The sequence below is a fragment of the Paractinoplanes polyasparticus genome (assembly GCF_019710575.1).
GTDB lineage: Bacteria > Actinomycetota > Actinomycetes > Mycobacteriales > Micromonosporaceae > Actinoplanes > Actinoplanes polyasparticus.
In genome coordinates, this window is record NZ_JAHWFK010000033.1 from 50,432 (window position 1) to 76,555 (window position 26,124).

Here is a 26,124-nt window from a genome sequence, read left to right on the forward strand (position 1 = left end):
GGGTGGGACATACGGGCATCGATGATCCGGCGGCGACCGTCCTAATCGGCAACGACCCGGGCCTGGTTGCCGAGAACCTCGACGACATCGCCGGGGTGCAACTGGCGTCCGCGACGGGTGTCCACCTCGCCGTTGACCGAAACGTCCCCGGACGCGATGAGGACCTTGCCCTCGCCGCCCGTGTCGATGAGGTCGGCCAGCTTGAGGAACTGTCCGAGTCTGATCATGTCGCCGTCGATCGGCACGTCACGCATCCCGCCATCATCCGGCAACCGGCCGGAAAGATTTCCGCGGGGCTTTGAACCTTTGCCGCTTGTGATCCGAACTACCCCCCGTGAGGCACTCTCAGCTGGCCCGCCGCGCGGGCATCCCGGTAGCCGCAGCCGTCCTCGGCGCGCTCGTCGCCACACCGGCCCTGGCCGACGCGACGGTCGTGTCGCCGACGACGGCCTACCAGGGCAGCGGGCAGAACGTGACCCTGCGCGTCACGAACGACGGCGCCGCACCGGTTCGCCGGATCACGCTCAAGTTCCGCGACGACACGCCCCTGGCCGAGGCCTATCCGCTGTCGGTCGAGGACTGGGCGCCGAGCATCAAGATGCGGACGATCTCGACGCCGCTGAAAACGCTGCACGGCGACAACGAGACGACCGAGGTCGCCGCGTCGATCACCTGGCTCGCCATGCCCGGCAAGGACCTGGCTCCCGGCAAGAGCGCCGATCTCACGGTGGCTGTCGGCCCGCTGCCGCAGCTGAGCACCGTCCAGTTGGACGTTGCCACCACCTACGCCGACGGCAAGCCCGGCCCGGCGATGCCCCCGGCCGCGTTGAAGCTGACCCCGGACCCCACCGGCGGCCTGGCCGCAGCGGCCCACTCGCACGGCGGCGCCACCGGCGGGTCGGCCGCCAGCGGCGAGGAGCAGCTGTTCAAGCAGGCCATCGAGGAGGCCGACCGCGGCTCCTCGATCTGGTCGTACGCGGGCTGGGTCGTCGCCGCCCTGGCGCTGGCCGGCGGCCTGGTGATGATGCTGCGCAACCGGCACCGCGCCGAGGAGCCCGAGCCGGCCGACGACGAGACCGCCGACGAACCCGCGGCTGAGGAGAAAGAGCCCGTGACCGCGGGCAACGGCAACAGCAAGTGGGCCTACAAGGGCTGACAGGACTCCCGCGATGGTGGACGCGGGACACCGTCGTGATGGCGCGCGTGGGGCGCGGCGCACGACGTGCGGGTGGAGCCATTGGGCATGGCGCGTGACCCGCGGACGAGGGGCGGAGGATTCACTTCTTCCGCCCCTCGAGTATCTCCGCCGACACCGTCCGCCTACACCGACACCGGCCGGGGTGAGCGCAGCGCGTCGACGATCTCCCGCTCAACCCGTTCAGCTTGATCGTGCGGCACCTGGCAGGTGCCGGCCGCGATGTGACCGCCCCCGCCGTAGCGCAGCATCACCTCGCCCACATCCACCGGCGAGGTGCGGTCGAGGATCGATTTTCCGCAGGCGAAAACGGTGTTCAGCTTCTGCCGCCCCCAGATCACGTGGACCGAGACCCGCGCCTCGGGGAACATCGCGTACACCATGAAGCGGTTCCCGGCGTGGATCACCTCTTCCTCGCGCAGGTCGACCACGACGACGTCGCCGTCGACGCGACTGACCCGCTTCAGCTGCTCGACGAAGAGATCGTGCTGCGCCCGGTACAGCTCCGCCCGCTCGGCCACGTCGGGCTGGGAGAGGATCTCGCGGACGTCGTTGTGCTGAATGCAAGCGTCGATGAGCTGCATCATCAGCTGGTAGTTGGAGATCCGGAAATCGCGGAAACGCCCCAGCCCGGTACGGCTGTCCATCAGGAAGTTCAGCAGGGTCCAGCCCTGGGGGTCGAGGATGTCGTCGAGGGCGTAATCGGCCGAGTCGGCCTGGTCGACCGCGTACATGAGGCCGTTGGAGACCTCGGGGAAGCGCTCCCGGCCCCCGTAGTACTCGTAGATCACCCGGGCCGCGGAGGGCGCGTCGGCGTCGATGACGTGGTTGCTGAGATTGCCCTCGTTGCGCAGCGTCTCGGAGTGGTGGTGGTCGAAGACCATGTACGCCCCCGGCGCGTACGGCAGGTTCGTGAGGATGTCGTTCTCGGTCACCTCGACCTCCCCGTCCTGCACGTCCTTGGGGTGGACGAACTTGATGTCACCGATCATGTCGAGGTGGCGCAGCAGCACGGCGCAGACCAAGCCGTCGAAGTCGCTACGGGTCACGAGCCGATACTTCACGGGTCCCCCTAGGGTGCGCACAGCGATACACCCCAGTTTGCCACTTTTGCCGGTGTATCCCGGGTCGCATCCGGGGATGGAAGTGAACCTTTCCGGCTCGGCCCTGCGTAGAGTTTTGCCGGACGGTCCCAACGGTCGGAGGACACGTAATAACCATGGACAACGCCCCTCAGCTCATTCAGGAGCGCAGCGCCCCACCCGCCACGCTGGTGATCTTCGGCGCCTCGGGCGACCTGACCCGGCGCAAGCTCCTCCCGGCCGTGGAGAGCCTCGCCCGGCACAATCGCCTGCCCAGCCAGTTCGCCCTGGTCGGCGTAGCCCGCACCCCGATGGGCGACGAGCAGTTCGCGGACAGCGCGCTCGGCGGCCGCAGCCTGCTCGACAAATCGCAGCTCCAGGGCGGAATCCGGTACGTCTCGGGCGGCTACGACGACCCCGACACGTACAAGCGGCTGGCCGAGACCCTCGACGGGCTCGACGCCGAGCGGGGCACTGCCGGCAACCGCCTGTTCTACCTGTCCACCCCGGCCGAGGCGTTCGAGCCGGTGATCAACGGGCTGGCCGGCGCCGGTCTCAACCACCCGCGCGAGGGCTCCTTCGCGCGGCTGGTGATCGAGAAGCCGTACGGCCGCGACCTGCCCAGCGCCCGCGAGCTCGACGCCGTCGTGCACGGCTCGTTCGACGAGTCCCAGGTGTTCCGGATCGACCACTACCTCGGCAAAGACACCGTGCAGAACGTGCTCGCGCTGCGCTTCGCCAACTCGATCTTCCAGCCCATCTGGGACCGTTCCTGGGTCGACCACGTGCAGATCACGGTGGCCGAGACTCTCGGCGTCGGCACCCGCGGCGGCTTCTACGAGCACGCGGGCGCCATGCGCGACATCGTGCAGAACCACGTGCTGCAGGTTCTCGCGCTCGCGCTCATGGAGCCGCCGGCGTCGTTCGAGGCCGAGGGTCTGCGCAACGAGAAGGTGAAGCTGCTGCAGGCGATCCGGCTGCCCACCAACCGCGACATCGCCGACCTGGCCGTCCGCGGGCAGTACACGCGCGGCGGCACCCGGGACGACCTGATGGCCGGCTACCGCGAAGAGGTGGGCGTCGACCCGCTGTCGCGGACCGAGACGTACGCGGCCATGCGGCTCAACGTCGACAACTGGCGCTGGGCCGGTGTGCCGTTCTATGTGCGTACGGGAAAGCGCCTGCCGGCCCGGGTGACCGAGGTGGCCCTGCAGTTCCAGCGGCCGCCGCACCTGCCCATCCCGCAGGACCAGCTGACCGGGCTCGAGGCCGACGCGCTGATCCTGCGCATCCAGCCCAACGAGGGCATCTCGCTGCGCTTCGGGGCCAAGGTGCCGGGCCACTCGTTCCGGGTGCGCACCGCGTCGATGGACTTCTCGTACGAGCAGACGTTCGCCGAGGAATCCCCCGAGGCGTACGAGCGTCTGCTGCTCGACGCGCTGCTCGGCGACCCGACGCTGTTCATCCGCAGCGACGAGGTCGAGCACTCGTGGCGGATCGTCGACCCGATCATCGAGCACTGGGCCTCGGACAACTCGCCGATCCCGACCTACGAGGCCGCCTCGTGGGGTCCCGCCGACGCCGACCGCCTGATCGGCCGCAGCGGCCGCGCCTGGAAGAACAGCATCTAGGCGTCAAGAGCAACTACCTCGAACTTCGCCCGTCGATGTCGAGGGCGCCGAAAACGGCTAGGCGTAGCCGAGGCCGTTTTCGGTGTCCTCGGCATCGACCCCTCAGGGCGAAGTTCTCGGCGAGCGGAGCGACGCCAAAGCAAGCTCAGCGTGGTCGTCCATGTTCATTTCGGCGTGGATCACGTCCAGCACCGTGCGGTCGGTGTCGATCACGAAGGTCATCCGCTTCGAGGTGAGCGGGCCCAGCGGCAGCTTGCGCTTGACACCGAGCGCCGACGCGACGGTGTAGTCCGGGTCGCTGAGCAACGGGTAGTCGAAGCCGTGCTTGTCCGAGAACTGCTTCTGCTTCTCGACCGGGTCGCGGCTGATGCCGACCCGTTGAGCGCCGGCCTCGCGGAACTCGGCCGCCAGGTCGCGGAAGTTGCAGGCCTCGGCCGTGCAGCCACTGCTCATGGCGGCCGGATAGAAGAACAGCACCACCGGGCCGTCGGCGAGCAGCGCGCTCAGCCGGCGCGGCGTGCCGTCCTGGTCGGGAAGCTCGAAATCGTCGACGACGTCACCCGGTTTGATGCTCATCGGGAAAACTTACCGCTCAGTAGCGGATTCGGCCATCGTGGCCCGGCTCGCCTAGGCTGGGGGCCACCGACCCCCGTCCCTTCGATCGATTCAGCACCACCCGCCCCCCGCAGATATCCACCGAAAGCGACACCGCCATGCAGGTCTCGGTCGCGCACCACCCGCCGAACACGGCCGTGCTGGTGCTGCGAGGTTCCCTCGACATCGACACCGCGCCCGTTCTCAAGGCGAATCTCGCCCGCCTCGTCGACCGGCCCGCTCCCCGGGTCGTGGTGGACGTGGCCGGGCTCGACTTCTGCGACTCGATGGGTGTCGGCGTTCTGGTCACCGCGCACGGTCGTGCCACCGAACGCGACGGCTGGGTGCGGCTGGCCGGGCCGTCGGGCTTCCTGCGCCGGCTGTTCGACACGCTGGGCCTGACCGAATACCTGGCCCTGTTCCCCGACGTGGAAACGGCCCTGAAGGACTGAGGCCGAGCGCCTGCGCTCGGTCGCGCGTGTGCTGACCTGATTCGCTCGATCGCGCGTGCGCCGCTGGACGCGAACGAGTTCGGCCTGCGAACGATGGCGGCTTCGCCGACATCGCCCGAAGGCCGAACTCGCCCGCGCGGCAACGCGCTCCTCGCTGACCTAGCTGGTCAGGCCGAAGACGATGCGCCCGAGGGTGTCCTCGGTGCCGACGAAGCCCTCGGCGGGCAGGAACAGGCTCTCACCGAAGTCGACGTCGATGTCGTCCGCGGTGCCGCCGACGCCGTCCGGTCCGACGCCGAAGAGCGTGCCGAAGCCGGCGCCGCCCGCGTCCATCAGGTTGGGCAGCGCGTCCTGGTTGTCGGTGTGGAAGTCGCCGAAGAAGTGGCCGGCCTCGTGCGAGATCACATTGGCCAGGGCCTGCGCGACGAACTTCAGCCGGTCACTGTCGCTGGTCAGGTACGTGTTGAGCGACGCCGGCGTCGAACCCGCGGGCGAGCTCAGCACGTCCAGCAGCACCAGGGCGGTCTCCTCGGTCTCGAAGTTACCGGGGTCGATGCTCTGCGCGATGCCGATCGTGTCGACGCCGGACTCCTCGATGGTGCCGCCGACCACGACCCGGCTGACGTTCGCCTTGCCCCAGGTGTCGGCGTTGTCCTTGCTGTTGGTGACCTTGACCTTGAACTTCGGGTTGAGGCCGCTCTCCTCCAGGTCGTGCTTGATGTTCTCGGTGACACCGGCGACCACCAGGTCGATCAGCGCGTCCTCGTCGGCCCGGGTCAGGCCCCAGCTCGTCAGGAACGCGGGCAGCGCCGTGAGGTCACGGTTGCCGCCCCCGCCGAAGACCCCGGTGTTCACCCGGGCGCCGTCGAAGTCCAGATACAGCGTCTGCTGCGGCTTCGCGCCCTGAAGCACCGGGCGGTACGCCTCGACCGTGATCTGGTAGGCGCCGGAACCACTGGCGACACCCACGTAGTGCCAGCCGGCCTTCGTCGCGACGTAGTCGGTGACGGCGTTGCCACCCGCGGGCAGCGGCGAGTCGACCGGGTAGATGTACGACACGTCCTGACGCGAGCCGTGCACCTCGCGCGGCACGGTGTCGTAGACGGTCAGGTAGGTCGCCGAACCGGACACCGAACCGCCGATGACGTCGCCGGCGCGCAGCTTGACCGCGAAGAAGTCCTCGTCCACCCCGCCCGAGGTGAGGGTCAGGTTGTACGGGCCCTCGGTGGGCGGGGTCGGGTCGCCGATGCCGCCGCCGCTGCCCGAGTCGAACGGGTCGGCGGGCAGGCCGCCGTACGCGGCGACTGCCAGGTAGAAGTCGCCGGCCGTGGTCACCCGGTAGACGATCCGGCTGTCGATGCCCGAGAAGTCGTCGTTGACCGCGAGCAGGGTGCCGTCCGGCGCGAACAGCTGCAGGACGGTGTCCAGCGGCCCGGTCGGGGTCGCCGTCGAGATGGTCAGCACCTTGCCGGCCGGCGCGCTGAGCTTGTAGAAGTCGAAGTCGTTGCTGCCGTCGCCGGTCTGCCGCCCGTGCGGGCCGTCGCCGATCTGCGAGCTGATGGCCGCGCCGCTCTGGGTGCCGACGCCGATCCCGGTCGGGCCGGCCAGCGGGATCGAGCCGTTGTCCTCGGGCGCCGGGGCGACGGTCGGGGTGCTGACGACCTCGTTGTCCAGGCTGCCCAGGATCCGGATGTTCGGGAACTGGTCGGCGCCGGTGCCGTAGCCGTTGATCCGCTGAGCGTTGACCGGGACGTCGTTGCCGCCGGAGGTGCCCGGCAACTCGTCCTCGTCGACCGCGACCGCGGGCTTGACCGCCGCCTGCGCCTTCACGCCGGCTGCCTTGTCGCGCGCGGCGGCCTTGGCCTTGGACTGGGTCTTCATGTAGTTGGCCCAGCCCGAGTAGTCCACCTTGGCCGGATCGGCCACCTCGGCCAGGTACGGGTTCGGGCCCTTCGGCTTGGACCCGTACGGCGCCTTGGGCGCGATACCCACGCCGGCTTCGAGCGAAGCTTTGTCGGCCGGGCTCAGTTTGTCGCCGGACGGCGCGGACGGCGCGAGCGCGTGCGGTCCCGCCTGCGCGGCCCCTGGCGTGATCAACGCGAGGCCGAGAACCGCCACGGAGACGGTCGCGATGCTTCGTCGCATCAAATTCCCCCTTCAGCTCGTCGACGGCCCCCCGGCCGAAGACGGCGAGGTCGACGTTACTGAAGAAGATCGTCGATATCTACATATGTCGATAGTGCGAAACACAGGTGTCGAAAAGCCGCCTCGGACTCGGCCGGGGCGGCTTATCGACGAGCGGTGGTCAGACGGACTGGACAGCCTCGAGGGCGGCTACGGCGGCGCCGCGTGCGCCGGCCATGTCGAGGTCGGCGACCAGGGCGAAGGTCGCGGCGGCCTGCTGCTCGGCGCGCAGCTCGGTGCTCTCGCGGACCGTGTTGAGGAACCACTGCCGGAACTTCGGCGAGGCCTCGACGACGCCGCCGCCCAGCAGATAGGCGTCGGGGTCGGTGAAATTGGCGGCGATGGTGAAGAGCTTGCCGATCGCCTTGGCCTGCTGCCCGAACACCGCCAGCGCCAGCGGGTCCTCCTTTTCCCCGTACGACCGCAGTTGCTTGGCCGCCTGCGGCAGCGGCAGCGCGGCGAGCGGGTGGTCGGGGAACCGGGTCAGCCAGTACGGCAGCAGGTTTTTCTTGATGCCGGTCAGCGAGGCGATGCTCTCGACGTCGCCGGTGAACCCGCAGTTGCACTCGGGCACCGGCTGACCGACCTCGAGCACGCCGTGCAGCGGGATCTGCACGTGGCCGAGCTCGCCCGCCATGCCGGCCGCGCCGCTGACGACCTTGCCGTCGGAGACCACCCCGCCGCCCAGGCCGGTGCCGACGATCGCCGCGACCGACGACTTGGTCATCGCCTCGGCCCCGAAGAGCTGGTGGTGCGCGTAGAGCGCGGCCGCGTTGGCGTCGTTCAGATAGAAGACGGGCAGGCCGATGCGGGCCTCGAGCGCGCTGCGGATGTCGAAGCCGTGCCACGACACCATGCTGAAGTTCGTCGCGCCCTTGGACGAGATGACGCCCTTGGCGCTGGCCGGGCCGGGCGTGTCGAGCCCGACCGCGCGGACCAGGGTCAGCGGCGTGCTGGTCAGCTCGAGGATGTTGTGGAAGGCGTCGGCCAGCTGCTCGATCGCCGATTCCGGACCGTCGGTGACCAGGCTCGGATTCTCGACCAGATTGTCGACCAGATATCGCCCCGTGGCGTCCAGCACCGTGGCGTTGTTGCAGGTGCCGCCGTTGTCGAGACCGACGACGACCCAGGAGGCGGGGGTCCGAACCGATTCAGCCTGATCCACACCGGTGAGCGTACGTCCGACTTCGCCCCGGCGGTACGGGTGCGAGCGGATTGCGGGTCCGTTAGTCACGGTTGCAGCCGCGACGGACCGGCCCGGACAGGTCGAAGGATCTGGCATGACGACCCGACGCACGCTTCTCGCCGCCGGTGCCGCCACCGCTGTCGCCACCGCCGTGGGCACCGCCGTCGCCGCTCCCGCCGCGACGGCCGCCCCGGCCGCCCTCGACCCGGCCAGGCTGGTCGCGGCCGACCCGATCGCGCACCTGCTGCGCCGGGCCACGTTCGGCCCGACCCCCGCTACGCTGGCCGAGGCGGCCAAGCTCGGCGTGGCCGGCTGGCTCGACCGGCAGCTCAACCACACGGCGATCGAGGACGCCGCCTGCGACAAGCTGGTGGCCCGGCTGCCGCTGGCCGACGCGAGCATCGCGACCGTGCGCTCGTCGATCGCCAAGAACTCGTACGACGCGTTCAAGCAGCTGGGCCGGGCCGCCGTGGCCCGCGCCGCGTGGAGCAACCGGCAGCTGTTCGAGGTCACGGTCGCGTTCTGGGCCAACCACCTGCACATCGCCGCGCCCTCCAGCGGGGTGTGGGACAGCCGCTCGGACTACGACGTCCAGGTCATCCGCAAGCACGCGTTCGGCAAGTTCGCCGACATGCTCAAGGCGTCGATGAAGCACCCGGCGATGCTGACCTACCTCGACAACCGCTCGTCGACCAAGGCCCACCCCAACGAGAACTACGCACGTGAGCTGATGGAGCTGCACACGGTCGGCCTCGTCTACAGCGAGCAGGACGTCTACGCGGCGGCCCGGCTGCTCACCGGTCTCACCGTCAACAGCAATGGCGCGTACGTATACGACGGTTCCCGCCACATCACGGGCGCCGTGGAGATCCTCGGGTTCAAGCACGCCAACGCCACCACCGCCGTCGGCGAGCCGGCCGCTCTGGCCTTCGCCGACCACCTGGCCCGGCACCCGGCCACCGCGCAGCGCCTGGCCACCAAGCTGTGCCAGCGTTTCGTGGCCGACCAGGCGCCGGCGTCGCTGGTCAGCACGCTCGCCAAGGTCTACCTGGACAACGACACGGCGATCAAGCCCGTCCTGAAGGCCCTGTTCACCTCGCCCGAGTTCGCGGCGGCGATCGGACAGAAGACGCGCACGCCGTTCGAGGACCTGATCGCGACGATCCGGACGCTCGGTCTGGGACCGGAGCCCGCGGGCGTCAAGGCCCTCGACGCCCTCTACAACGGCCTGGTCAACGCGGGCAACGCGCCGTTCCGGTGGAGCCCGCCCAACGGCTTCCCCGACGTGGCCGCGGCCTGGGCCTCGCCGTCCGGGTTCCTGATGCGCTGCAACAACCACCTCAACCTGGCCGCCGGCTGGTACCCCTCGCAGCTCACCCGTCCCGCCGACCTGCTGAAGTCGCTGGTCCCGGTGCGGCCGGGCACCTACGGCGCGCTGGTCGACGCCTTGGCCGTACGGCTGATCGGCGCCAAGCTCCCGGCCGCGCACACGGCCGCCGTGCTCAGCGTCGCGGGCAAGCTGCCGACCAGTCCTCTGACCGCAACCGACAAGTCGCTCGCCGGCCACGCGCCGTACCTGATCGCGCTGGTCCTCGACGCGCCGTCCTTCCAGCTGAGGTGATGTCATGTCCCTTTTTGACTGCGGTGAGAAGCAGCTGAGCCGACGCGGTCTGCTCGGCGCGGCCGCTCTGACCGGGCTGGCCGGCGCCGGGGTGTCGACCCAGCTCGCGTACGCGGCGCCCGGCCACACCGGTGACACGCTGGTCGTGCTGTCGCTGCACGGCGGCTTCGACGGGCTGTCGGCGCTGGCCCCGATCGGCGACCCCGACTACTACAAGGCGCGGCCGGCGATCGGCGTGCCCAAGGCTCAGGTCATAGCCGGTGACGGCAGCTTCGGCCTGCACCCGGCACTCGCGCCTCTGCTGCCGCTGTGGAAGAGCGGCAAGCTGGCCGGCGTGCACGCGGTCGGCCAGTCCAACCCGACCCGCTCGCACTTCGCCGCGATGGAGGCGATGGAGAACGCCGCCCCCGGCACCTCGCTGCGCACGGGCTGGCTGGGACGCATGCTGGGCGCGACCGGCGCCTCCGGGGCGCTGGCCGGGGTGTCGGTCGGGGCCGCCATGCCCGACCGCCTGTTCGCCGGTCCGGCGCCGTCGGTGTCGATGGCCGGGATCGACAAGTTCACGCTGGCCGGCGATTCCTCCGCTCGCCCGCGCGCGGCGGCTCTCCGCGCCATGTACGCCGACGCGCCGGCGCCGCAGGCAGCGCCCGCCCTGGCAGCCGACAAGGCGCTGACCGCCAGCGCCGCCGTACGCGCGTCCTCCTACACGCCGGCCAACGGGGCGACCTACCCGGCGACCGAACTGGGCGCGGCCCTGCGCGACGTGGCCCGGCTGATCAAGGCCGAGGTGGGCCTGGCCACCGCCGCGGTCGACTGCGGCGACTGGGACATGCACGAGGGGCTCGGCGCGGCGGTCAAGGGCCAGCGGATGTACGACAACCTGACCGACCTGGCGCTGGCCCTGGCGGCGTTCGCGGCCGACCTCGGTCCCGACGGCATGAACTCGGTGACCCTGCTGACGATCAGCGAGTTCGGCCGCCGCGTGCAGGAGAACGGCTCGCGCGGCGCCGACCACGGGCACGGCAACGCGATGCTGCTGCTGGGCGGCGGGGTCAAGGGCGGTCAGGTGTACGCGAAGTGGCCCGGCCTGGCCCCGGCCGCGCTCGTGGCAGGCGACCTGGCGGTGACGACCGATTACCGGTCCGTGATCGGGGAAGTCCTGCAGAAGCGCTGCGGGCTGGGGTCGCTCGCGGAGGTGTTCCCGTCGGTCGCGCCTTCGACGTTCGGCCTGGTGACCGCGCGCTGACACCCTGTGTTGAACGACCGTTAACCCCGGCGAGAGGTAATTGAGGTCTCTCTGGCTTAGGGTTGGCCCCGATGGAACCTGCTACCGGTCATGTCGTCCTCGAGACCGCGATCGACGAGGGCTTCGCGTCCCTGCGGCTTCCCGCCCGGCCCCGCGCCGAGCGCTACGAGCTGGGCCGGTCGCTGCGGGAACGGGCGCACCGCTCCGACGTGGCGCACTGGTCGGCGCCGGACGGCCGGGTCGACCCGGTCACCCAGATCATCCGGGCCAACGCGGGACGGCAGCCCTGGCTCGTGCCGGTCCGGGTGGGCCGGATGATCGCCTCGCCGTACGCGTACCTGCGGGGTTCGGCCAACGTGATGGCCGACGACTTCGCCACCCTGCCCGCCACCGGCATCACCCCGGTGATCTGCGGCGACGCCCACCTGGGCAACTTCGGCTTCTACGCCTCGCCCGAGCGCGAGCTGGTGTTCGACCTCAACGACTTCGACGAGGCCCACCCCGGCGCGTGGGAGTGGGACCTGCGCCGGCTCGTGGTCAGCGTGTACGTGGCCGGCCGGCAGAACGGTTTCAAGGAGAGCGCCTGCGCCGACGCCGTGCAGCACTGCGTCGAGGAGTACCAGCTGCAGATCCAGCACCTGGCCGAGCAGCCGCTGCTGGCCCGCTCGTTCGCCCAGATGGACGTCGACCGGCTGCGCTCGGCAGCCTCGCGGCCCAGCTTCCGGGCCGAGATCGACCGGGCCGCCCGCCGGGCCCGCCGCCGCACCAGCGACCGGGCCCTCCCCCGCTTCACCGAACGGCGCGACGGCACGGCCCGGCTGGTCGAGGAGCCGCCGCTGATCACGCGGCCCAGCGACGGGGAACGAGAGCTGCTGACCGAGGCCCTCGACGGCTACCTGAACACGTTGCCGCCGCACTGGGCGCGCATCCTGGCCGGCTACCGGATCGTCGACATCGCGCACAAGGTGGTCGGCGTGGGGTCGGTGGGGTTGCGGGCGTACGTGGCGCTGTGTGAGGGATCCAGCCCCTCCGACGTCGTCTTCCTGCAGCTCAAGCAGGCCCGGCGCTCGGTCGTCGCGCACCATCAGCACGGCGATGCGGCCTGGCACCGCCACCAGGGCCAGCGGGTGGTGGAGTACCAGCAGGCGCTGCAGACGGTGTCGGACCCGTTGCTCGGCTGGGCCACGGTCGGCGACCTGCAGTTCTACGTGCGCCAGTTCCGCGACATGAAGGGCGCGATCGTCGTCGAGGGCATCGACGCGCCGGCGCTGGGCGACTACGCGGGCATCTGCGGCTACCTGCTGGCCAAGTCGCACGCCCGCACCAGCGGCGCCTCGATGATCGCCGGTTACATCGGCAGCAGCACCAAGCTGGCCGACGCCCTGTGCCGCTTCGCCCGCGTGTACGCCGACCAGGTCGAGAGCGACCACGCCGAACTCGCCCGGGCCGTGCGCCAGGGCGTCCTCCCCGCCGAGCGCGCCTGAGTCCCGGACGCGCATGATGATCACATGAGTGGTCGCGTGAATCTGGACAACCCGTCGCTGCTGGAGTTCTGGACCGAGCGGCACCTGTGCACGCTGACCACCCTGCGCGCCGACGGGTCGCCGCACGTGGTCGCCGTGGGCGCCACCCTCGACCCGGCGGCCGGGCTGGCCCGGGTGATCTCGTCGTCCACCTCGGCCCACGTGCGGCACGTCCGGGCCGGCCAGCAGCGGGTGGCGATCTGCCAGGTCGAGGGCCCGCGCTGGGCCACCGTGGAGGGTCTCGCCGTCGTCCGCGACGACCCCGGCGCGGTGGCCGAGGCCGTCGAGCGTTACGCCGCGCGCTACCGGACGCCGCGCCCCAACCCGGCACGCGTGGCCATCGAGATCACGGTCACGAAGATCCTGGGTTCGAGCCGTTTCACAGCGTAGCTGTCAGGTGGCCGGGCGGGTGCGATACGCGGGGGCGCCGCGGTCGAGGCGCGAGGCCAGACGGTGGAGCGCCGCCGCCACCAGCAGGCGGGCGCGGCCGGGCGGAACCTCGGGGATCACGGGGCTGCCCGGCAGGGCGGAGCGCATGTGGTCGGTGTTGACGGCGGTCACGAGCGGGACGTAGCCGAGTTCCAGCATCGGAGATCTTTCCCTTCGCGTGATGCGGGCTAAACTGCTTTGACTAGAAGCATAGGTAACCCGCCTGATGCGAGTCAAACACTTTTTGGTGGAATCAATGCACGCGTTCGAGTCCCTGGATGTCTTCGGCGGCGCCGCCAGCCTCGACTTCGCCAACACGGTCGACGGCCGGGGCACCGAACAGCCGGTGGACTACCTGCCGACCTACGCCGAACTGGCTGCCTGGTCGGCGTACATCGGGCTGATCGACACCGCGGACGCCGAACGGCTGGACCGGCACGACGCGCCGGCGACGCTACGCACCGCGCTGAGCCTGCGCGAAGCGGTCTTCCAGGTGTTCCGCGCCATCGGCCAGGGCCGGCCGGCGCCCGACGCCGCGCTCGACGAGGTGCGGCAGCGCTACGCCGAGTCGACGGCGGCGGCCCGTCTCGCCCCCGACGGCGCCGGCGCGTTCACCTGGCAGTTCGAGGGCGACGACCCGGACCGCGCCTGGTGGCCGATCGCCGTCGACGCCGTGCGCCTGCTCACCGGCGGGCCGCTCGACCGGATCAAGGTGTGCGCGGCCGAAGCCGGCTGCGTCGGGCTGTTCCTCGACACCAGCAAGAACCGGAGCCGCCGGTGGTGCACGATGGACGGCTGCGGCGTCGAGGCAAAGGTGAAACGCCAGGCCACCCGGCGCCGGGGCGGGCGCTAGATCCAGCGGCTGCCCAGCCACATGCGGGCGCTCCAATCCTCGTACGGGATGGAAAGGCCCACGAAGATCGGGAAGAAATACGCGAAACAGAGAGCCACCACGGCGACGTACATGCCGACGGCGACTGTGCCTATGAGCTGGCGATCCGATCGGGCCTTGCCCTGGGTTATGCCGTCGGGCGGGGTCATGATCGCGCCCAGGACGTACACGACGGCGAGGATCAGGAACGGCAGCGCCGGCAGGACGTAGAACGAGAACATCGTCCGGCCGTCCTTGATCGCGTAGTAGAACCACGGGAGCAGGCCGGCCGCCACCGGGACGAGGATGGCCCAGGCCCGCCAGTCGCGCCGGGCCAGGCCGAACCAGATCAGCGCGGCCAGGGCGGGCAGGAAGGACCACCACAGGATCGGCGTGCCGAGCAGGATGATCTGGCGCGCGCAGCTGGGAGCGCCGCAGTCGGTCGCGCCGGGCCAGTAGAAGTTGACCGGGCGGCCGATCAACAGCCACTGCCAGGGCCAGGACTGGTACGGATGCTTCGAGGTCAGTCCGCTGTGGAACGAGTACGCCTCCTGGTGATAGTGCAGGAGGTTGAGCAGGGCGCCCAGCACCGGCGGCTCGCTCAGGCCGTTCGCCTCACGGAAGTGCCGGAAATAGCCGGTGTTGGTGACGAACCAGCCCGTCCAGGTGGCCAGGTAGAAGATGAAGGTCAGCACGACGCTGAGCGCGCCCCAGCCCAGGTCGGCCAGGATCGGGCCGCGCAGACCCGCCGACTGCCGCGCCCGCACCCGCCAGACGAGCACCAGCGCGCCGAAGAACGGCAGGAAGAACAGTGCGCTCCACTTCACGCCGCAGGCCAGCCCGAACAGCGCGCCCGCGGTCAGCAGCCACCACGGGACGATCCACCGCTTCCGGCCGGACTCGATCCGGCGCAGCAGGTTGCGCCGGTAGTGGTCGCGGTCGAGCAGGACCGCGGCGAACGCGGCCAGGACGAACAGGCCGAGGAAGATGTCGAGCAGCGACACCCGCGAGAGCACCAGCTGGAAGCCGTCCAGCGTCAGCAGCAGCCCGGCCGTGCCGGCCAGCACGATCGAATGGAACAGCCGGTACGCGACCCGGATCAGGATCATCACCATCAGCGTGCCGGCGATCGCCGTCGGGACGCGCCAGCCCCACTCGTTGTTCCCGAAGACCATCTCGCCCAGCGCGATCAGCCACTTGCCCAGCGGAGGATGCACCACGTACGCCGGGCCGTTGGTCTTCTCGGCGTCCCACTCGACACCGTGCGTGAGCATGTCCCACGCGTCGGTCGGGTAGTACACCTCGTCGAAGATGTAGCCCTTGGCGTCGCCCAGCCCGTTCAGCCGCAGGACGGCCGCGATGGCCGTGATGATCGCGGTGACCAGCCACGAGTACGGGTTGAGCCAGTTCTCGAGCGTCGCCAGCCGCCGCCGGACGACGTCCGGCACGCCCGGCTCCGCCGGCGGTTCAGAATTCAGCTCGGTCTCTGCCGTCGCCGCTGTAGTCACCCCGGGATCGTAGGGCCTGCCGGAAAGAAGTGAAGCCTTGGCATCTTCACCGAGCCGTTCCCGTTCCCGTCAGATCCGGCCGTCCGAGGTGAAGGGGCCGACCCGGGCCGGAAGCACGAGCCCGGCGGCGGCCAGCCGCATCAGAAGGTCGTGGAGCTGATTGCGGGAGAGAGCCTCGTGCGGGCCCAGCTCGGGATGATCGACGCCCAGGGCCTTCGCCGCCTCGATGCCCCGGGTGCTGATCGCCGCCTCGACCGCCCACAGGCGGTGGGCGCGCATCGCGAGGTGGGCCGACGCGGTGAGCTCACTGTGCAACCGGAGCAGGCGGCGCAGGTCGGCGGCCAGCTGCTCGATCGGCGGCCCGAACGGCTGCGGCGGCTGGGGCCGGGCCGCCTCCCACCGATCGGCGATGGCGCCGCACCACTTCGGCGCGAAGACCACGACCGCGCCGAGCAGTGTCGGCGTAGCCACGATCAGGGCGAGCTTTCCCACGTCCCAGACGTCCACTGATGCTCCCTGCCAACGGCGTCCACTCATGCTTTGCGCGACGGCCTCTCGTGCGGCGGCGGACACGGCCGCAGGTCCGCCTTCGCATCGGCGTGCGTCGGCGTTCGGTTCTCGGCGCGTCCGGCCGTACCTCGACCATCCGTCGCACCGGCACCACCGTCAACCCGATTGCCCCGCACAACGCACCCGTGGTGCGTCACGTGCGAAAACACGACACCGTAGGCGCGGTCAGCGAACGCGGCCGGATGCTCCGCAACGCTCCGCGGGCCGTGGCCGGCCGCTCCGCCGGGCGCGGCCGGCCGCTCCGCCGGGCGCGGCAGGGCGGGCGTGGGGGTCAGCGGACGCGGCTGCGGGGCACCAGGCGGGAGATGGGCATGGGCGGCGCCGGCAGGGGTGGGCCGTCGTAGCCGCGCACCTCACCGAAGCGGGGCGTGTGGTCGGCCCAGTCGGCCCGCATCTGGACGATCTCGTCGTGGTCGCGGGCGACGAAGTTCCACCACATGACCAGTCGTTCCTCGAACGGCTGGCCGCCCAGCAGGAGCAGCCGGGACGACGACTCGGTGGCGACCGTGACGGAAGTGCGGCCGGCGCCCAGGTAGAGGAGCGGCCCCGGCTTCAATGTGGCGTCGTCGACACTGGGGGCGCCGTCGAGCGCAAGCAGTGCGTACTCGAAATCGGGTCTCAAGGGCAGCTCGACCTGGGCCGACGGGGCCAGGGCGAGCTCTGCGCCGACCAGCGGGGTGTAGCAGCGCGCAGGCGAGGTGGCGCCGGCGAACGTGCCCATCAGGACCGTAGCGGTGACGCCGCTCCGGCTCTCACCGACCCCGCCGCCGAATGCCGCCCCGCTCCCGCCGGCCCCGCCGACTTCTGCGGCCTCAACCCCTTTCGCGCCGGCGCCGCCGATGTGGACCACGGGGAGATCGGCGTGGTGGGCGAAGGACGGCGGCTGGTCGCGTGCGGCGTGGGGCAGGGCGACCCAGAGCTGGACGCCGTGCAGCACCGGAGAGTGCTCGCGCGGCGTCTCCTCCGAGTGGGAGATGCCGCGGCCGGCGGTCATCAGGTTGAGCCGGCCCGGGCGGATCTCTTGAAGATTGCCCAGGCTGTCGCGGTGCAGCACCTCGCCGGCGAGCAGCCAGGTGACCGTCTGCAGGCCGGTGTGGGGATGCGGGCCGACGCGCATGCCCTCGGAGTCGCCGAGATCGTGCGGGCCGTAAGCGTCGAGGAAGCACCACGCGCCGACCATGCGGCGCCGTCGGTTGGGCAGCGTGCGGGTGACGGCGAAGCCGCGCGGGCCGCCGAGTGCCACGGGAGCGCCCTCGAGCAGTTCCATGGCGGCCGGCGCGGTGAGGCCGACCTCGGGATCTGCTTCGAAGCTACTCATACCGCGGGACGCTACCCGCCGGGTGTGACAAAACAATGGGGGTGGCGAAACGGCGGCGGGGAGCTACCCCGCCGCCGTTTCTGGTCCCGGCACTACCGCGCAGGCACGACCTCACACCGGCATGGGGGGGGCAGGACGGTGTGAGCGTTCGCGTAGCTGATGCGCGGCGGCGGCCTTCAGAGACGGGGGCGACGGCCGCCGGCCGGGGAGTTGAGGGTCTCGAGCGTCCAGGCGTCGAGGCGGCGCAGAGCCACCCGCCAGGTGGCGCGAACGGCGCCGAGGTCCAGGCGCGGCATGATCCGCTCCTTTCGGTCGGTGTCGTGTGCTCCACCCGGGACGTCGTCGTCCCGGGCGCTCATCCACCGTGACACTCCCTAGCACCTTGATCCGTTTCTGGGGAGCGTGTGTTGCGCCACTGATGGGTCGCGAGGTTACTCGTCCGTATCGCCGGAACGGGTTTAAGTGTTGCTTAAGTTCCGGGCGCGACGGTTCGTGACAGCACGGTCGCTCCGCCTGCTGATCTGTCGGCCGGCTGACAGCATTTGAACTGTTCGCCGCTGGTCCGCGTACTCTCCGCCGACGAAGAGACACGGCTCAGCCACGAGCCGGGGCCCCGGTGGGCTCCCGGCCCCGGGGCGACGCCGCGGGAAGTGCTCGGCCGGGTGCTGGCGCGGCCCGCAAATCCGTGGTTAACCTTCCACATCCACCGCGTGGGAGGGGATGATCCGGGCACGCGTGACGAACGGGGGGCGAGGCATGCGGCGATGGGGTGGGGGGCACTCCCGCTGGCGTCGTTCGCACGTTCGTCGGCACCGCCCGGGGGCAGCGGCATGAGCTTCGAGGACGACGAATACTGGGAGGACGAGTACTCCGAGTACTCGATCATGCCCCAGTCCGCCGTTGTCCAGGAACGCCAGTACCAGCGGCGCGACTCCCCCGACCCGATCATCCCGACCCGCCGCGGCGAGCCCGGCAGCCAGGTCGACGAGCTGGCCGCCCGCCGCCAGCGCCGTGCCCACGGCAACGCGGGTGGTGAGCCGCGCGCGGCGTTCGACGCGGCGCGTCCCAGCTGGCTCGACGACCCGGACTTCTCCCCGGTCGACACGTCGCAGCCCAACCTGGCCGGCGACGACTTCAGCGACGTCGACTTCAACCGGCCCGAGCTGGGCGCCGACTTCGACGCGCCGGACACCTTCGCGGACTCGATCCAGCGGCGCCACAACGACCGCTACGACCGGCACGACGACATCGACGAGCCGTACGACCACCGCGACCTGGTGGCGTACGGCCACGGACCCAACCCGGGCGTCAAGACCGTCAGCCGCAGCGACGACGACGAGCCGGCCGGCCGGCGCCGGGAGCGTCAGCCCCGTCGCGCCACCGAGGAACGACGCCCTCGCCGCTCGCCCGACGAGCGCGACTCCCGCGGCCCCCGCCGCTCCTCCGACGAGCGCGATTCCCGCCGTTCCGACTCCCGCCGCTTCGCTGAGGAGCGTGACCAGCGCCGCTCCTCCGACGATCGCGATCCGCGGCGACCCGTCGAAGAGCGGCGCCCGCGCGACGAGCGTCAGGCTCCGGCCGCGCCGGCAGCCAGCGGCCGGGCCCGGGTGCCCGACGACCCGCACAACCTCTACCGCCGGCCCACCTCCCGGCGCGACGACGCGTACGACCTTGACGACCGGCCCCGCCGCTCCCGCAGCGACGAGGGGCTTCGTTCCGGCGGGCGCGCCGAGATGCTCTGGGACGAGCCGGCCGCCACCCAGCGCGGCTACGACGACAACGCGGACGTACGCGGGCGCGGGCGCACCGAGCGGCGCCGGCCCGACGGGTACGAGTTCGACGAGCGTCGCCGCGACGGCCGCAGCCCTTGGCCCGCGGAGGCCGAGGACGGCCGCAACCGCCCGCCGTCGCGCGACGACAACCGCCGCACCATCGACGGCGAGGTCCTCGACGAGCGGGCCCCGCGCACCATCGAGGGCGAGATCGTCGATGAACGGCGCCGCCCGGCCCGCGACGACCGCCGTGCGCCCACGGCCCGGCAGACCCGGGACGACCAGCAGGGCTGGGTCGAGGACGAGCGCTGGGACGACGGCCGTCCGGCCGGCAGTCAAGGCTGGGCCGACAACGACGGCCGGCCGGCCGGCGGCCAGGGCTGGGCCGAGAACGACGGCCGTCCAGCCGGCGGCCAGGGCTGGGCCGAGAACGACGGCCGTCCAGCCGGCGGCCAGGGCTGGGCCGAGAACGACGGCCGCCCGGCCGGCGGCCAAGGCTGGGCCGCGGACCAACGCCCCGACGACGGCCGTCCGGCCGACGGCGAGGGCTGGGTCGAACAGTCCCCGCGGACGGCGGGGCGGGCGAAGGTCTCGCCGACCTGGGTCGGCGAGGGCACGGCCGAGCACGACACGGTGGCCGCAGCCTCGGCGCCGGTCGCTCCGGCTTCGGCGCCGGTCGTCGAGCCTCGTACGGCTGAACCCGAACCTGACGGCCGGGACGGCGCCGGCGGGCCGCGCGTGATCAGCAAGGCCGTACCGCCCGCCGAGCCTCGCGTGGTCGGCAAGGAGGAGCCGCCGCCCGTACCCCGCGTGGTCAAGGCCGACCCGCCGAGCGCTCCGCGCGTCGTGGGAACGCATGCGCCGACACCGGCCGCGCGGGTGGTCAGCCCGCCGCCCGCGCCCGCCACCCCGGCTCCGGCCGCACCGCCGACGGTCGTTCCGGTCCCGGCCGGGTCTCCCCCGTCCGCTCCGCCTGCCCGCGTAGCGACGCCGAGCGTGCCGCGGCCCGCTCCGGCCCGGCCCTCGGTGCCGCCGCAGCCTCCGGGCCTGATCCCGGCGGCCGCTGGTCCCGCACCGGCTGGCGCCGACAGCCGGATTCCGGCCGGCCCGGAGCGCTCCCCCCGGAACGCTGAGCCCGGGACGACCACGCGTGACCTGCCCGGCCAGGCCGCAGCGCGCGGCCCGGTCGCACCCGGCCGTCGCGAAACCGAGCCGCCGCCGGCGCCGGACGGACCGGCCCAGTTCGCCGAGCGCGCACCCGTCGCACCCGGCCGGCACGAACCCAAGCCCGCACAGGCGCCGAACGGACCGACCCACCCCGACGCACGCGGACCCGTACCACCGCAAGCGCCGGACGGGTCGGCTCAGAGCGTCGCGCGTGGACCTCTGCCACCACACGCGCCCAACGGACCGACCCACCCCGACGCACGCGGACCCGTACCACCGCAAGCGCCGGACAGGTCGGCCCAAGGTGCCGCGCGTGGGCCTGTGCCGCCGAACGCATCCGGTGGATGGGCGCCACAGGCTCTCGAGCAGCCCGGGGTTCAGCCGCAGAACCCCGTCGACCCGTCGCTCATGACGACCGACCCGCGGCTCCAGATGCCGCGCTCCAGGCGGAGCCCGCGCACCGCACACGTCTTCCTGGCCGAGGGTGACGACCCGTGGTCGATGGTGGCCGACGAGGCGCCCCCGGCCGCGTTGCCGAGCGGTGGCCTCGGCCGCCCGGTGTCGCCCGGTGCTCCCGGCCAGCCGCAGGGTGACACGTTGCCGCCCGCGGTCGCGGAGCAGCAGCTTTATCGGCCGGTGTCTCCGGCCGCGCCGCAGGCACCCGCAGCGAGCCTGCCCGGCACGCCGGTTTCAGCCCCGCACGGCCCCGAATCGCGCAGCAACGCGCCGGTCACGCCGCACGGGCCGGATCCGCGCGACGCTTCTCCGATCGCGCCCGGCATGCCGCGCATCAACGTCCCGGTCGCGCCCGGCAACCCGCAGAGCACTGGCCCGCGCACCGACGCTCCGAGCACCGCCCAGCACGGCGACGCACCGCAGAGCCAGGCGGCCCGCACCGACGCTCCGCCGGCGACCCGTCAGCCCGCCGCTCCGCAGCAGGCGGCCCACACCCACGCTCCGCCCGCGACCCGGCAACCCGGCGCTCCGCAGCAGGCGGCTCCCGATGCCTCGCTACCGATCAGGCAGTACGGCCCGCCGGCAAACCCGCATCCGGCACCCACGTCCCCGCCTGACCACGTTCCGCCCTACGGAGACCCGGCGCCGTCCCGCCCCCAGCCGACCGGAGATTCCGGCCCCGGCCGGCAGCCTTCCGAGTGGGCGCCGCGACCCGAGGAGCAGGCCGCCGCCGACCACGCCCCCGGCCACCACAAGACAGGCGACTTCTTCCGCCGCGCCGTGGACAAGCTCTTCGGCGGCTCCGCCCACGACGCGGACAAGCACCCGCACGGTCAGCCCTCCCCCGCCCAGCCGGACCGAGGCCAGCCGGACCGAGGCCAGCCGGACCGAGGCCAGCCGGCGGCAGGCCACTCCGTCGCGGATCAGCAGGTCCCCACCCGGCAGGCCCCAGCACCCCAGCACTTCGCCGCCGACCAGCACGAACAGGGACAGCACTCCCCCACGCCGCAGGTGCCCGGCCAGGACACGCCCGGTCAGCCCCTGTCCGGCCGCAGCACACCAGGCCAGTACGCGCCGGGCCAGCCGGCACCCGGCCAGCAAGCAGCCGGCTCCCGCGAAGCCGTTCAACACGCGCCGGATCAGCCCATGTCGGCCGCGCCCGGCCACCAGATGTCCGGCCCGCACACACCTGGCCGCCATACACCAAACCCTTACGCGCCGGACCAGTCGATGCCCGCCCGGCCCGCGCCGGACCACCAAGCACCCGGCTACCGCGAAGCGGCGCAGCACGCTCGCACGCAGCCCAGGCCTGACCAGCACCAGCCTGGGCCGCACACACCCGCGCAGGCCGCCCCCGGCCAACACGTGTCGCACGAGCACGCCCCCGCGCCCGACCGCCAAGGATCTGCGCGCAACACGCCGGGGCAGCACACACCTGGTCAGCCTGTGCACAGCCAGCACATGCCAGGTCACCTCGTGCCCGGCCAGCACGGGCCGGGTCAGCACACGCCCGGCCAGCACACGCCCGGCCTGACCACGGCCGGCCAGCACACGCCCGGCCAGCACGAGCCCGGTCACCCTGCGCCCGGTCGTCAGCACACCCCGGGGCAGCAAGCCCAGCGCCAGCAAATCCCAGGTCAGCACGAGCCCGGCCAGCACACGCCCGATCAGAACGAGCTCGGCCAGCACACGGCCGGCCAGCAAGCCGCGCGCCAGCACATGCCGGGCCAGCACTGGCCCACGCCGGAGAAGCAACAACCCGCGCCGCACACGCCTGGCTACCAGGCTTCCAGCCAGCAGGCGGCGGGTCAGCAGGCGCACGGCCAGCAGGCGCAGAGCCAGCGGCCGCATGGCCAGCAGGTCCCGGCCCAGCACACGTCGGGCCAACCGCTACCCAGCCAATACACACCAGGCCACCACGCGACCGACCAGCCCACGCCGGGACAGCTTGTGCCCGGCCAGCACACGCCGCCGCAGCAAACCGCGCGTCAGCAGACTCCAGGGCAGCTGGAGCAAACACACGAGCAACACCGACCTGCGCAGCAGGCGCCGGGCTACCCCCATTCCCACCAGCACGCGGCGGATCAGCCGGCACCGGGTCAGCACCCGTCAGGTCAGGCGCTGCCCGGCGAACACCCGCCTGCGCCGGGTCAGCACACGCCGGCGCAGCACGCCGCGCGTCAACAGACGCCTGAACAGCAGGGGCCCGCGCCGGAGCAACTCGCGGCTGATCAGGCGGCACCGGGCCAGCACATGCCTGGCTACCCGGCCTCCGGCCAGCAGGCGGCAGATCAACCGACACCGGGACAGCGCTCGTCGGGCCAACCGATCGCACCAGGGCCGCAAGCCGCGCGCCAGCAGACAGCCGGTCAGCGTGGGCCCGGGTCGGAGCAGCACGGGTCAGCGCAGCACGGCCAGTTCGTCGCTCCGCAGTCGGCGCCGGGCCAGCACGCGCCCGGTCAGCGCGGGTCGGGACCGGCCGCTGGCGGGCGGGACGGTGCGGAACGGGCCGGCGGTTCGGGGGCCGAGTCGCCGTGGGCGGGTGAGGGTGGGCGGCCTACATCGCTGGCGTCTGCGCCGGTCAGTTCGCCCCGTGGTGGTGTGGCGCCGCACAGCCCGGCTGCTCCGCGGCAGCCGCAGGGTGAGATGCCTACCCAGCCGTTGGGGCCGCGGCGGGGGGACGAGGCGTGGCCGGCCGGGGCAGGCCGGCACGACGTGTCCCCTGGCGCGCCGGCGGGATCGGGTGAGCCGGGGACCTTGTCGCAGATCGGCTTCCCTCTGCAGCCGCGGGCGGTGTCTCCGGGCGTCGGGGTGGATGCGCGCGTCGACGGTGCGGGCACCGAGCAGCGCGGGCTGGACGTGCCGGCTCAGCGGACTCCGGCTGAGGGGCCGCTCGCCGCGCCCGGGCTGACGAACGGTGGCGGTCCGGCGCCGGCCGATGACGACGGCCGGGCGGCACCGGGTGCCGAGTCCGAGCAAGCGGGGGCCGGTGAACGGTCGCCGAACGGCGATGCGGATCCGGCGCGGCTCGGTGCGCACGCGGCGCCATACATGGATCCGGACGGCACGTTGCACAACCTGCGGCCGATCGGTCGGCTTGCGGTGTCGGGGCCGGACGCGCCGCAGCGGGTCGCGGAGACCTCGTTCGGTGGGATGTGGTTCAGCCGGCCGACGGGTGAAGGGGCAGGCCCGGCCGGAGAGCTCTCGCAGAACGGTGATGGGCCGGTTGAGCCATCGGCCGGAGCCGATCAGCAGGATGCGGGGACCGGCCAGCACGGGCAGCCGCCGGCCACCGGCCAAGCCGGATCGGCGGGCACGCAGCACGAGCAGCAGCGCACGCAGCACGAGCAGCAGCCGGAGGCGTTGTCCGAGCAAGGCGACGGGCAGGTCATCGACCTGGACCTGTCGGCGCTGTTCCAGGGTGTGACGATCACCGGGGAGCAACCGGCGGTCAAGGACGAGGCGCCCGGCGGCGCGGAGCCGGTGGACGCGGCTTCGGTGCGGGCGACGATCGACGAGCGGATGGCTGCTCCGCGGATGCCGCGGGAACTCCGGACCGAGCCGGTCAAGGAGCGGCCCGCTCTGTCGGCCGCGGACCTCGAAGCCATCCGGTGGCGGCTCGACGGCGGGACCCTGCGGGAGGTCGTCGACGACCGCGAGGCGCTGCGGGAACTCGGGGAACGCCTGGACGGGCCGTTGGCCGACGAGGTGGACAACGTCGCCAAGGCGGGGCTGCTCAGCGTGCGGGCCGAGGTGTACCGGCTGTTGGGTGAGCTCGGCATGGCAGCCGCCGCGAGCAGGCTGGCCCTGGCTCACGCCGAGTCGGCCCGGGACATGCAGTCCGAGGTGATCGCGCAGGCCGAGCTGGCGCACATCCTGCGGTTGCGCGGGGACTTCAAGGAGGCCGACCGGCTCTTCGCGAAGGCCACCGGATCCGAGGTGCCCGAGACGCTGCGCAGCGTGGTGCACGAGAACGCGGGCCGGTCCTGCTTCGATCAGGGGCGGCACATGGAGGCCCTCGACCACTTCGCGCGGGCTGTGCGTCTCGGCCGGCCCGAGGACACGGACCTCGCGGCGCGTGTCGGCGTCTGCCTGGAGGCGGTCTACATTCACGTGCTGCGGGACGGCTGGGGACCCTACCCGCGCACGCGGGAGGACATTCTGGGACTCCGGAACGCCCTCGAGGAGTCGACGGCCGAGCAGCCGGTCATCCCGCCGCGCTGATCTCGTTGTGCCGGCCCATGCCCTGCCGGGGCGCGGGTGGGCGGGCCATCGCCGTACGGCCCCGGCCGCCCTGTTTGGCCTCGTAGAGGGCCGCGTCCGACGCCGCCTGCAGGTCGCTCGGGGTGCCGGCGTGGTCGGGGAGCACGGCGACGCCGATGCTCAGCTCGGGCGGGCCGCACGGCAGGCCTTCGACCGCGGCCAGCACCGTACGCACCTCGTCGGCCGCCTTCCCCGCGCTGACCCGGTCGGTGCGCAGCAGCACCACGAACTCGTCGCCGCCGAGCCGCGCCACCAGGTCGTCCTCGCGGCGCGCGACCACCCGCAGCGAGTTGGCGACAACCTGCAGGGCCTGGTCACCCACCCCGTGGCCGTACGTGTCGTTGATCTTCTTGAAGTAGTCGATGTCGACCGTCATGAGGGCCAGCGACTCGCCGCTGCGCCGCGCCCACGTCACCGCGCGGACCAGCTCGACATCGAACGACCGCCGGTTGGCCACCCCGGTCAGCGGATCGGCCAGCGCCTGGGACTCGAGCACCTGGCGGAGCCGGTCGTTGCGGTTGCGCAGCGAGCCCACGACGAACGCGGTGAGGCTGAGCGCGACCGTCACCGAGATCCAGTCGGAGAGCGCCTTGGCGAAGTCCAGCGTCGAGAACGCCACCGCGGCGTGGCCGGCCGAGATCAGCACCAGCACCAGGCCCGCCATGCGGTTGCTGAGGAAGTTGGCCGCGTACAGCACGGGCCACAGATAGAAGAGCTGAGCGCCCGCGCTGGCGTCGTGCGACGCGAAGTTCATCCCGGCGATGATCGCGATGGCCGCGAACGGCGCGATCAGCCACCAGACGCGCGGGATCCAACCGGGCCGCCACCGCGCCGCCGAACCCGCGACAGCCATGAAAAGGCAGGTCAACAAGGTGGCGACGACCCAACCGACCGGGTGTTCCTCCGGCAGCACGATGCCGGTCAGGAAGACGACGGGTACCGCAGCCAGCATCAGATACGCGACGCTGTGGGTTGCCCCCTGCTCGTCGCGGAGCTGGTAACGCACCGTCCGCCCTCCCCCTCGTCACCGGAACAATCGGCCGCCCGCAGGAAATC

19 protein-coding genes are annotated in these 26,124 nt (G+C 72.0%); 9 read left to right on the top strand and 10 right to left on the bottom strand.

Features of this window, described 5'->3' with window-relative positions:
• Window positions 1–41: 41 nt before the first annotated feature.
• Window positions 42–254 carry an RNA-binding S4 domain-containing protein gene (locus KXC43_RS30030; RefSeq protein WP_221379553.1) on the bottom strand — a complete coding sequence of 71 codons (213 nt, stop codon included), beginning with the start codon at window positions 252–254 and terminating at the stop codon, window positions 42–44.
• An 80-nt stretch (window positions 255–334) separates the two neighbouring features.
• On the opposite strand from KXC43_RS30030, the gene KXC43_RS30035 reads away from it, so the two are divergent.
• Window positions 335–1,156 carry a DUF1775 domain-containing protein gene (locus tag KXC43_RS30035; protein WP_221379554.1) on the top strand — a complete coding sequence of 274 codons (822 nt, stop codon included), beginning with the start codon at window positions 335–337 and terminating at the stop codon, window positions 1,154–1,156.
• 164 nt (window positions 1,157–1,320) lie between these two features.
• On the opposite strand, the gene KXC43_RS30040 is transcribed toward KXC43_RS30035, so the two are convergent.
• Window positions 1,321–2,244: an exopolyphosphatase gene (locus KXC43_RS30040; RefSeq protein WP_308129315.1), complete on the bottom strand. Its 924-nt coding sequence runs from the start codon at window positions 2,242–2,244 to the stop codon at window positions 1,321–1,323.
• 170 nt (window positions 2,245–2,414) lie between these two features.
• Here KXC43_RS30040 and zwf point away from each other — a divergent pair, with 170 nt between their 5' ends.
• Window positions 2,415–3,908 (top strand): glucose-6-phosphate dehydrogenase, encoded by a 1,494-nt coding sequence (zwf, locus tag KXC43_RS30045; protein WP_221379556.1) that lies wholly within the window; start codon window positions 2,415–2,417, stop codon window positions 3,906–3,908.
• A gap of 102 nt (window positions 3,909–4,010) precedes the next feature.
• Here the strand turns inward: zwf and KXC43_RS30050 are convergent, their stop codons facing one another.
• Window positions 4,011–4,484 (bottom strand): peroxiredoxin, encoded by a 474-nt coding sequence (locus KXC43_RS30050; protein ID WP_255645071.1) that lies wholly within the window; start codon window positions 4,482–4,484, stop codon window positions 4,011–4,013.
• Between the two features lie 137 nt (window positions 4,485–4,621).
• On the opposite strand from KXC43_RS30050, the gene KXC43_RS30055 reads away from it, so the two are divergent.
• Window positions 4,622–4,954 carry an STAS domain-containing protein gene (locus KXC43_RS30055; protein WP_221379557.1) on the top strand — a complete coding sequence of 111 codons (333 nt, stop codon included), beginning with the start codon at window positions 4,622–4,624 and terminating at the stop codon, window positions 4,952–4,954.
• Between the two features lie 159 nt (window positions 4,955–5,113).
• Here the strand turns inward: KXC43_RS30055 and KXC43_RS30060 are convergent, their stop codons facing one another.
• Window positions 5,114–7,099 (bottom strand): PPC domain-containing protein, encoded by a 1,986-nt coding sequence (locus KXC43_RS30060; protein ID WP_221379558.1) that lies wholly within the window; start codon window positions 7,097–7,099, stop codon window positions 5,114–5,116.
• Between the two features lie 160 nt (window positions 7,100–7,259).
• On the bottom strand, window positions 7,260–8,303 hold the full coding sequence (locus KXC43_RS30065; RefSeq protein WP_221379559.1) for an ROK family protein: 1,044 nt from the start codon (window positions 8,301–8,303) through the stop codon (window positions 7,260–7,262).
• Window positions 8,304–8,418: 115 nt separating this feature from the next.
• Here KXC43_RS30065 and KXC43_RS30070 point away from each other — a divergent pair, with 115 nt between their 5' ends.
• From KXC43_RS30070 to KXC43_RS30085, 4 genes are all read left to right on the top strand, one after another.
• Entirely contained in the window at window positions 8,419–9,945 is a 1,527-nt protein-coding gene (locus tag KXC43_RS30070; protein ID WP_221379560.1) for a DUF1800 domain-containing protein, read from the top strand.
• Between the two features lie 4 nt (window positions 9,946–9,949).
• Window positions 9,950–11,191 (top strand): DUF1501 domain-containing protein, encoded by a 1,242-nt coding sequence (locus tag KXC43_RS30075; RefSeq protein WP_221379561.1) that lies wholly within the window; start codon window positions 9,950–9,952, stop codon window positions 11,189–11,191.
• A gap of 71 nt (window positions 11,192–11,262) precedes the next feature.
• Entirely contained in the window at window positions 11,263–12,675 is a 1,413-nt protein-coding gene (locus KXC43_RS30080; RefSeq protein WP_221379562.1) for a DUF2252 domain-containing protein, read from the top strand.
• 24 nt (window positions 12,676–12,699) lie between these two features.
• The gene (locus KXC43_RS30085; protein WP_221379563.1) at window positions 12,700–13,104 is read left to right on the top strand and encodes a pyridoxamine 5'-phosphate oxidase family protein; all 405 of its coding nucleotides are present in this window, start codon (window positions 12,700–12,702) and stop codon (window positions 13,102–13,104) included.
• A 3-nt stretch (window positions 13,105–13,107) separates the two neighbouring features.
• Here KXC43_RS30085 and KXC43_RS30090 read toward each other — a convergent pair whose 3' ends face one another.
• Window positions 13,108–13,302, bottom strand: coding sequence for a hypothetical protein (locus KXC43_RS30090; RefSeq protein ID WP_221379564.1), 195 nt, complete (start codon window positions 13,300–13,302; stop codon window positions 13,108–13,110).
• A gap of 97 nt (window positions 13,303–13,399) precedes the next feature.
• Between KXC43_RS30090 and KXC43_RS30095 the strand changes: the two genes are divergently transcribed.
• Window positions 13,400–13,996 (top strand): CGNR zinc finger domain-containing protein, encoded by a 597-nt coding sequence (locus tag KXC43_RS30095; protein WP_221379565.1) that lies wholly within the window; start codon window positions 13,400–13,402, stop codon window positions 13,994–13,996.
• Here the strand turns inward: KXC43_RS30095 and KXC43_RS30100 are convergent.
• The 3 genes from KXC43_RS30100 to KXC43_RS30110 form a co-directional block, all read right to left on the bottom strand.
• Complete coding sequence (locus tag KXC43_RS30100; protein ID WP_221379566.1) at window positions 13,993–15,522, bottom strand: dolichyl-phosphate-mannose--protein mannosyltransferase; 1,530 nt, start codon at window positions 15,520–15,522, stop codon at window positions 13,993–13,995. The genes KXC43_RS30095 and KXC43_RS30100 overlap by 4 nt on opposite strands.
• 69 nt (window positions 15,523–15,591) lie before the next feature.
• Complete coding sequence (locus KXC43_RS30105) at window positions 15,592–16,029, bottom strand: hypothetical protein (protein WP_221379567.1); 438 nt, start codon at window positions 16,027–16,029, stop codon at window positions 15,592–15,594.
• Between the two features lie 334 nt (window positions 16,030–16,363).
• Window positions 16,364–17,410 carry a pirin family protein gene (locus KXC43_RS30110; protein WP_221379568.1) on the bottom strand — a complete coding sequence of 349 codons (1,047 nt, stop codon included), beginning with the start codon at window positions 17,408–17,410 and terminating at the stop codon, window positions 16,364–16,366.
• An 830-nt stretch (window positions 17,411–18,240) separates the two neighbouring features.
• Between KXC43_RS30110 and KXC43_RS52425 the strand changes: the two genes are divergently transcribed.
• Window positions 18,241–25,029 (top strand): hypothetical protein, encoded by a 6,789-nt coding sequence (locus tag KXC43_RS52425; RefSeq protein WP_221379569.1) that lies wholly within the window; start codon window positions 18,241–18,243, stop codon window positions 25,027–25,029.
• Here KXC43_RS52425 and KXC43_RS30120 read toward each other — a convergent pair.
• The gene (locus tag KXC43_RS30120; protein ID WP_221379570.1) at window positions 25,013–26,074 is read right to left on the bottom strand and encodes a GGDEF domain-containing protein; all 1,062 of its coding nucleotides are present in this window, start codon (window positions 26,072–26,074) and stop codon (window positions 25,013–25,015) included. The two genes, KXC43_RS52425 and KXC43_RS30120, sit on opposite strands and share 17 nt — an antisense overlap.
• Window positions 26,075–26,124: the final 50 nt, after the last annotated feature.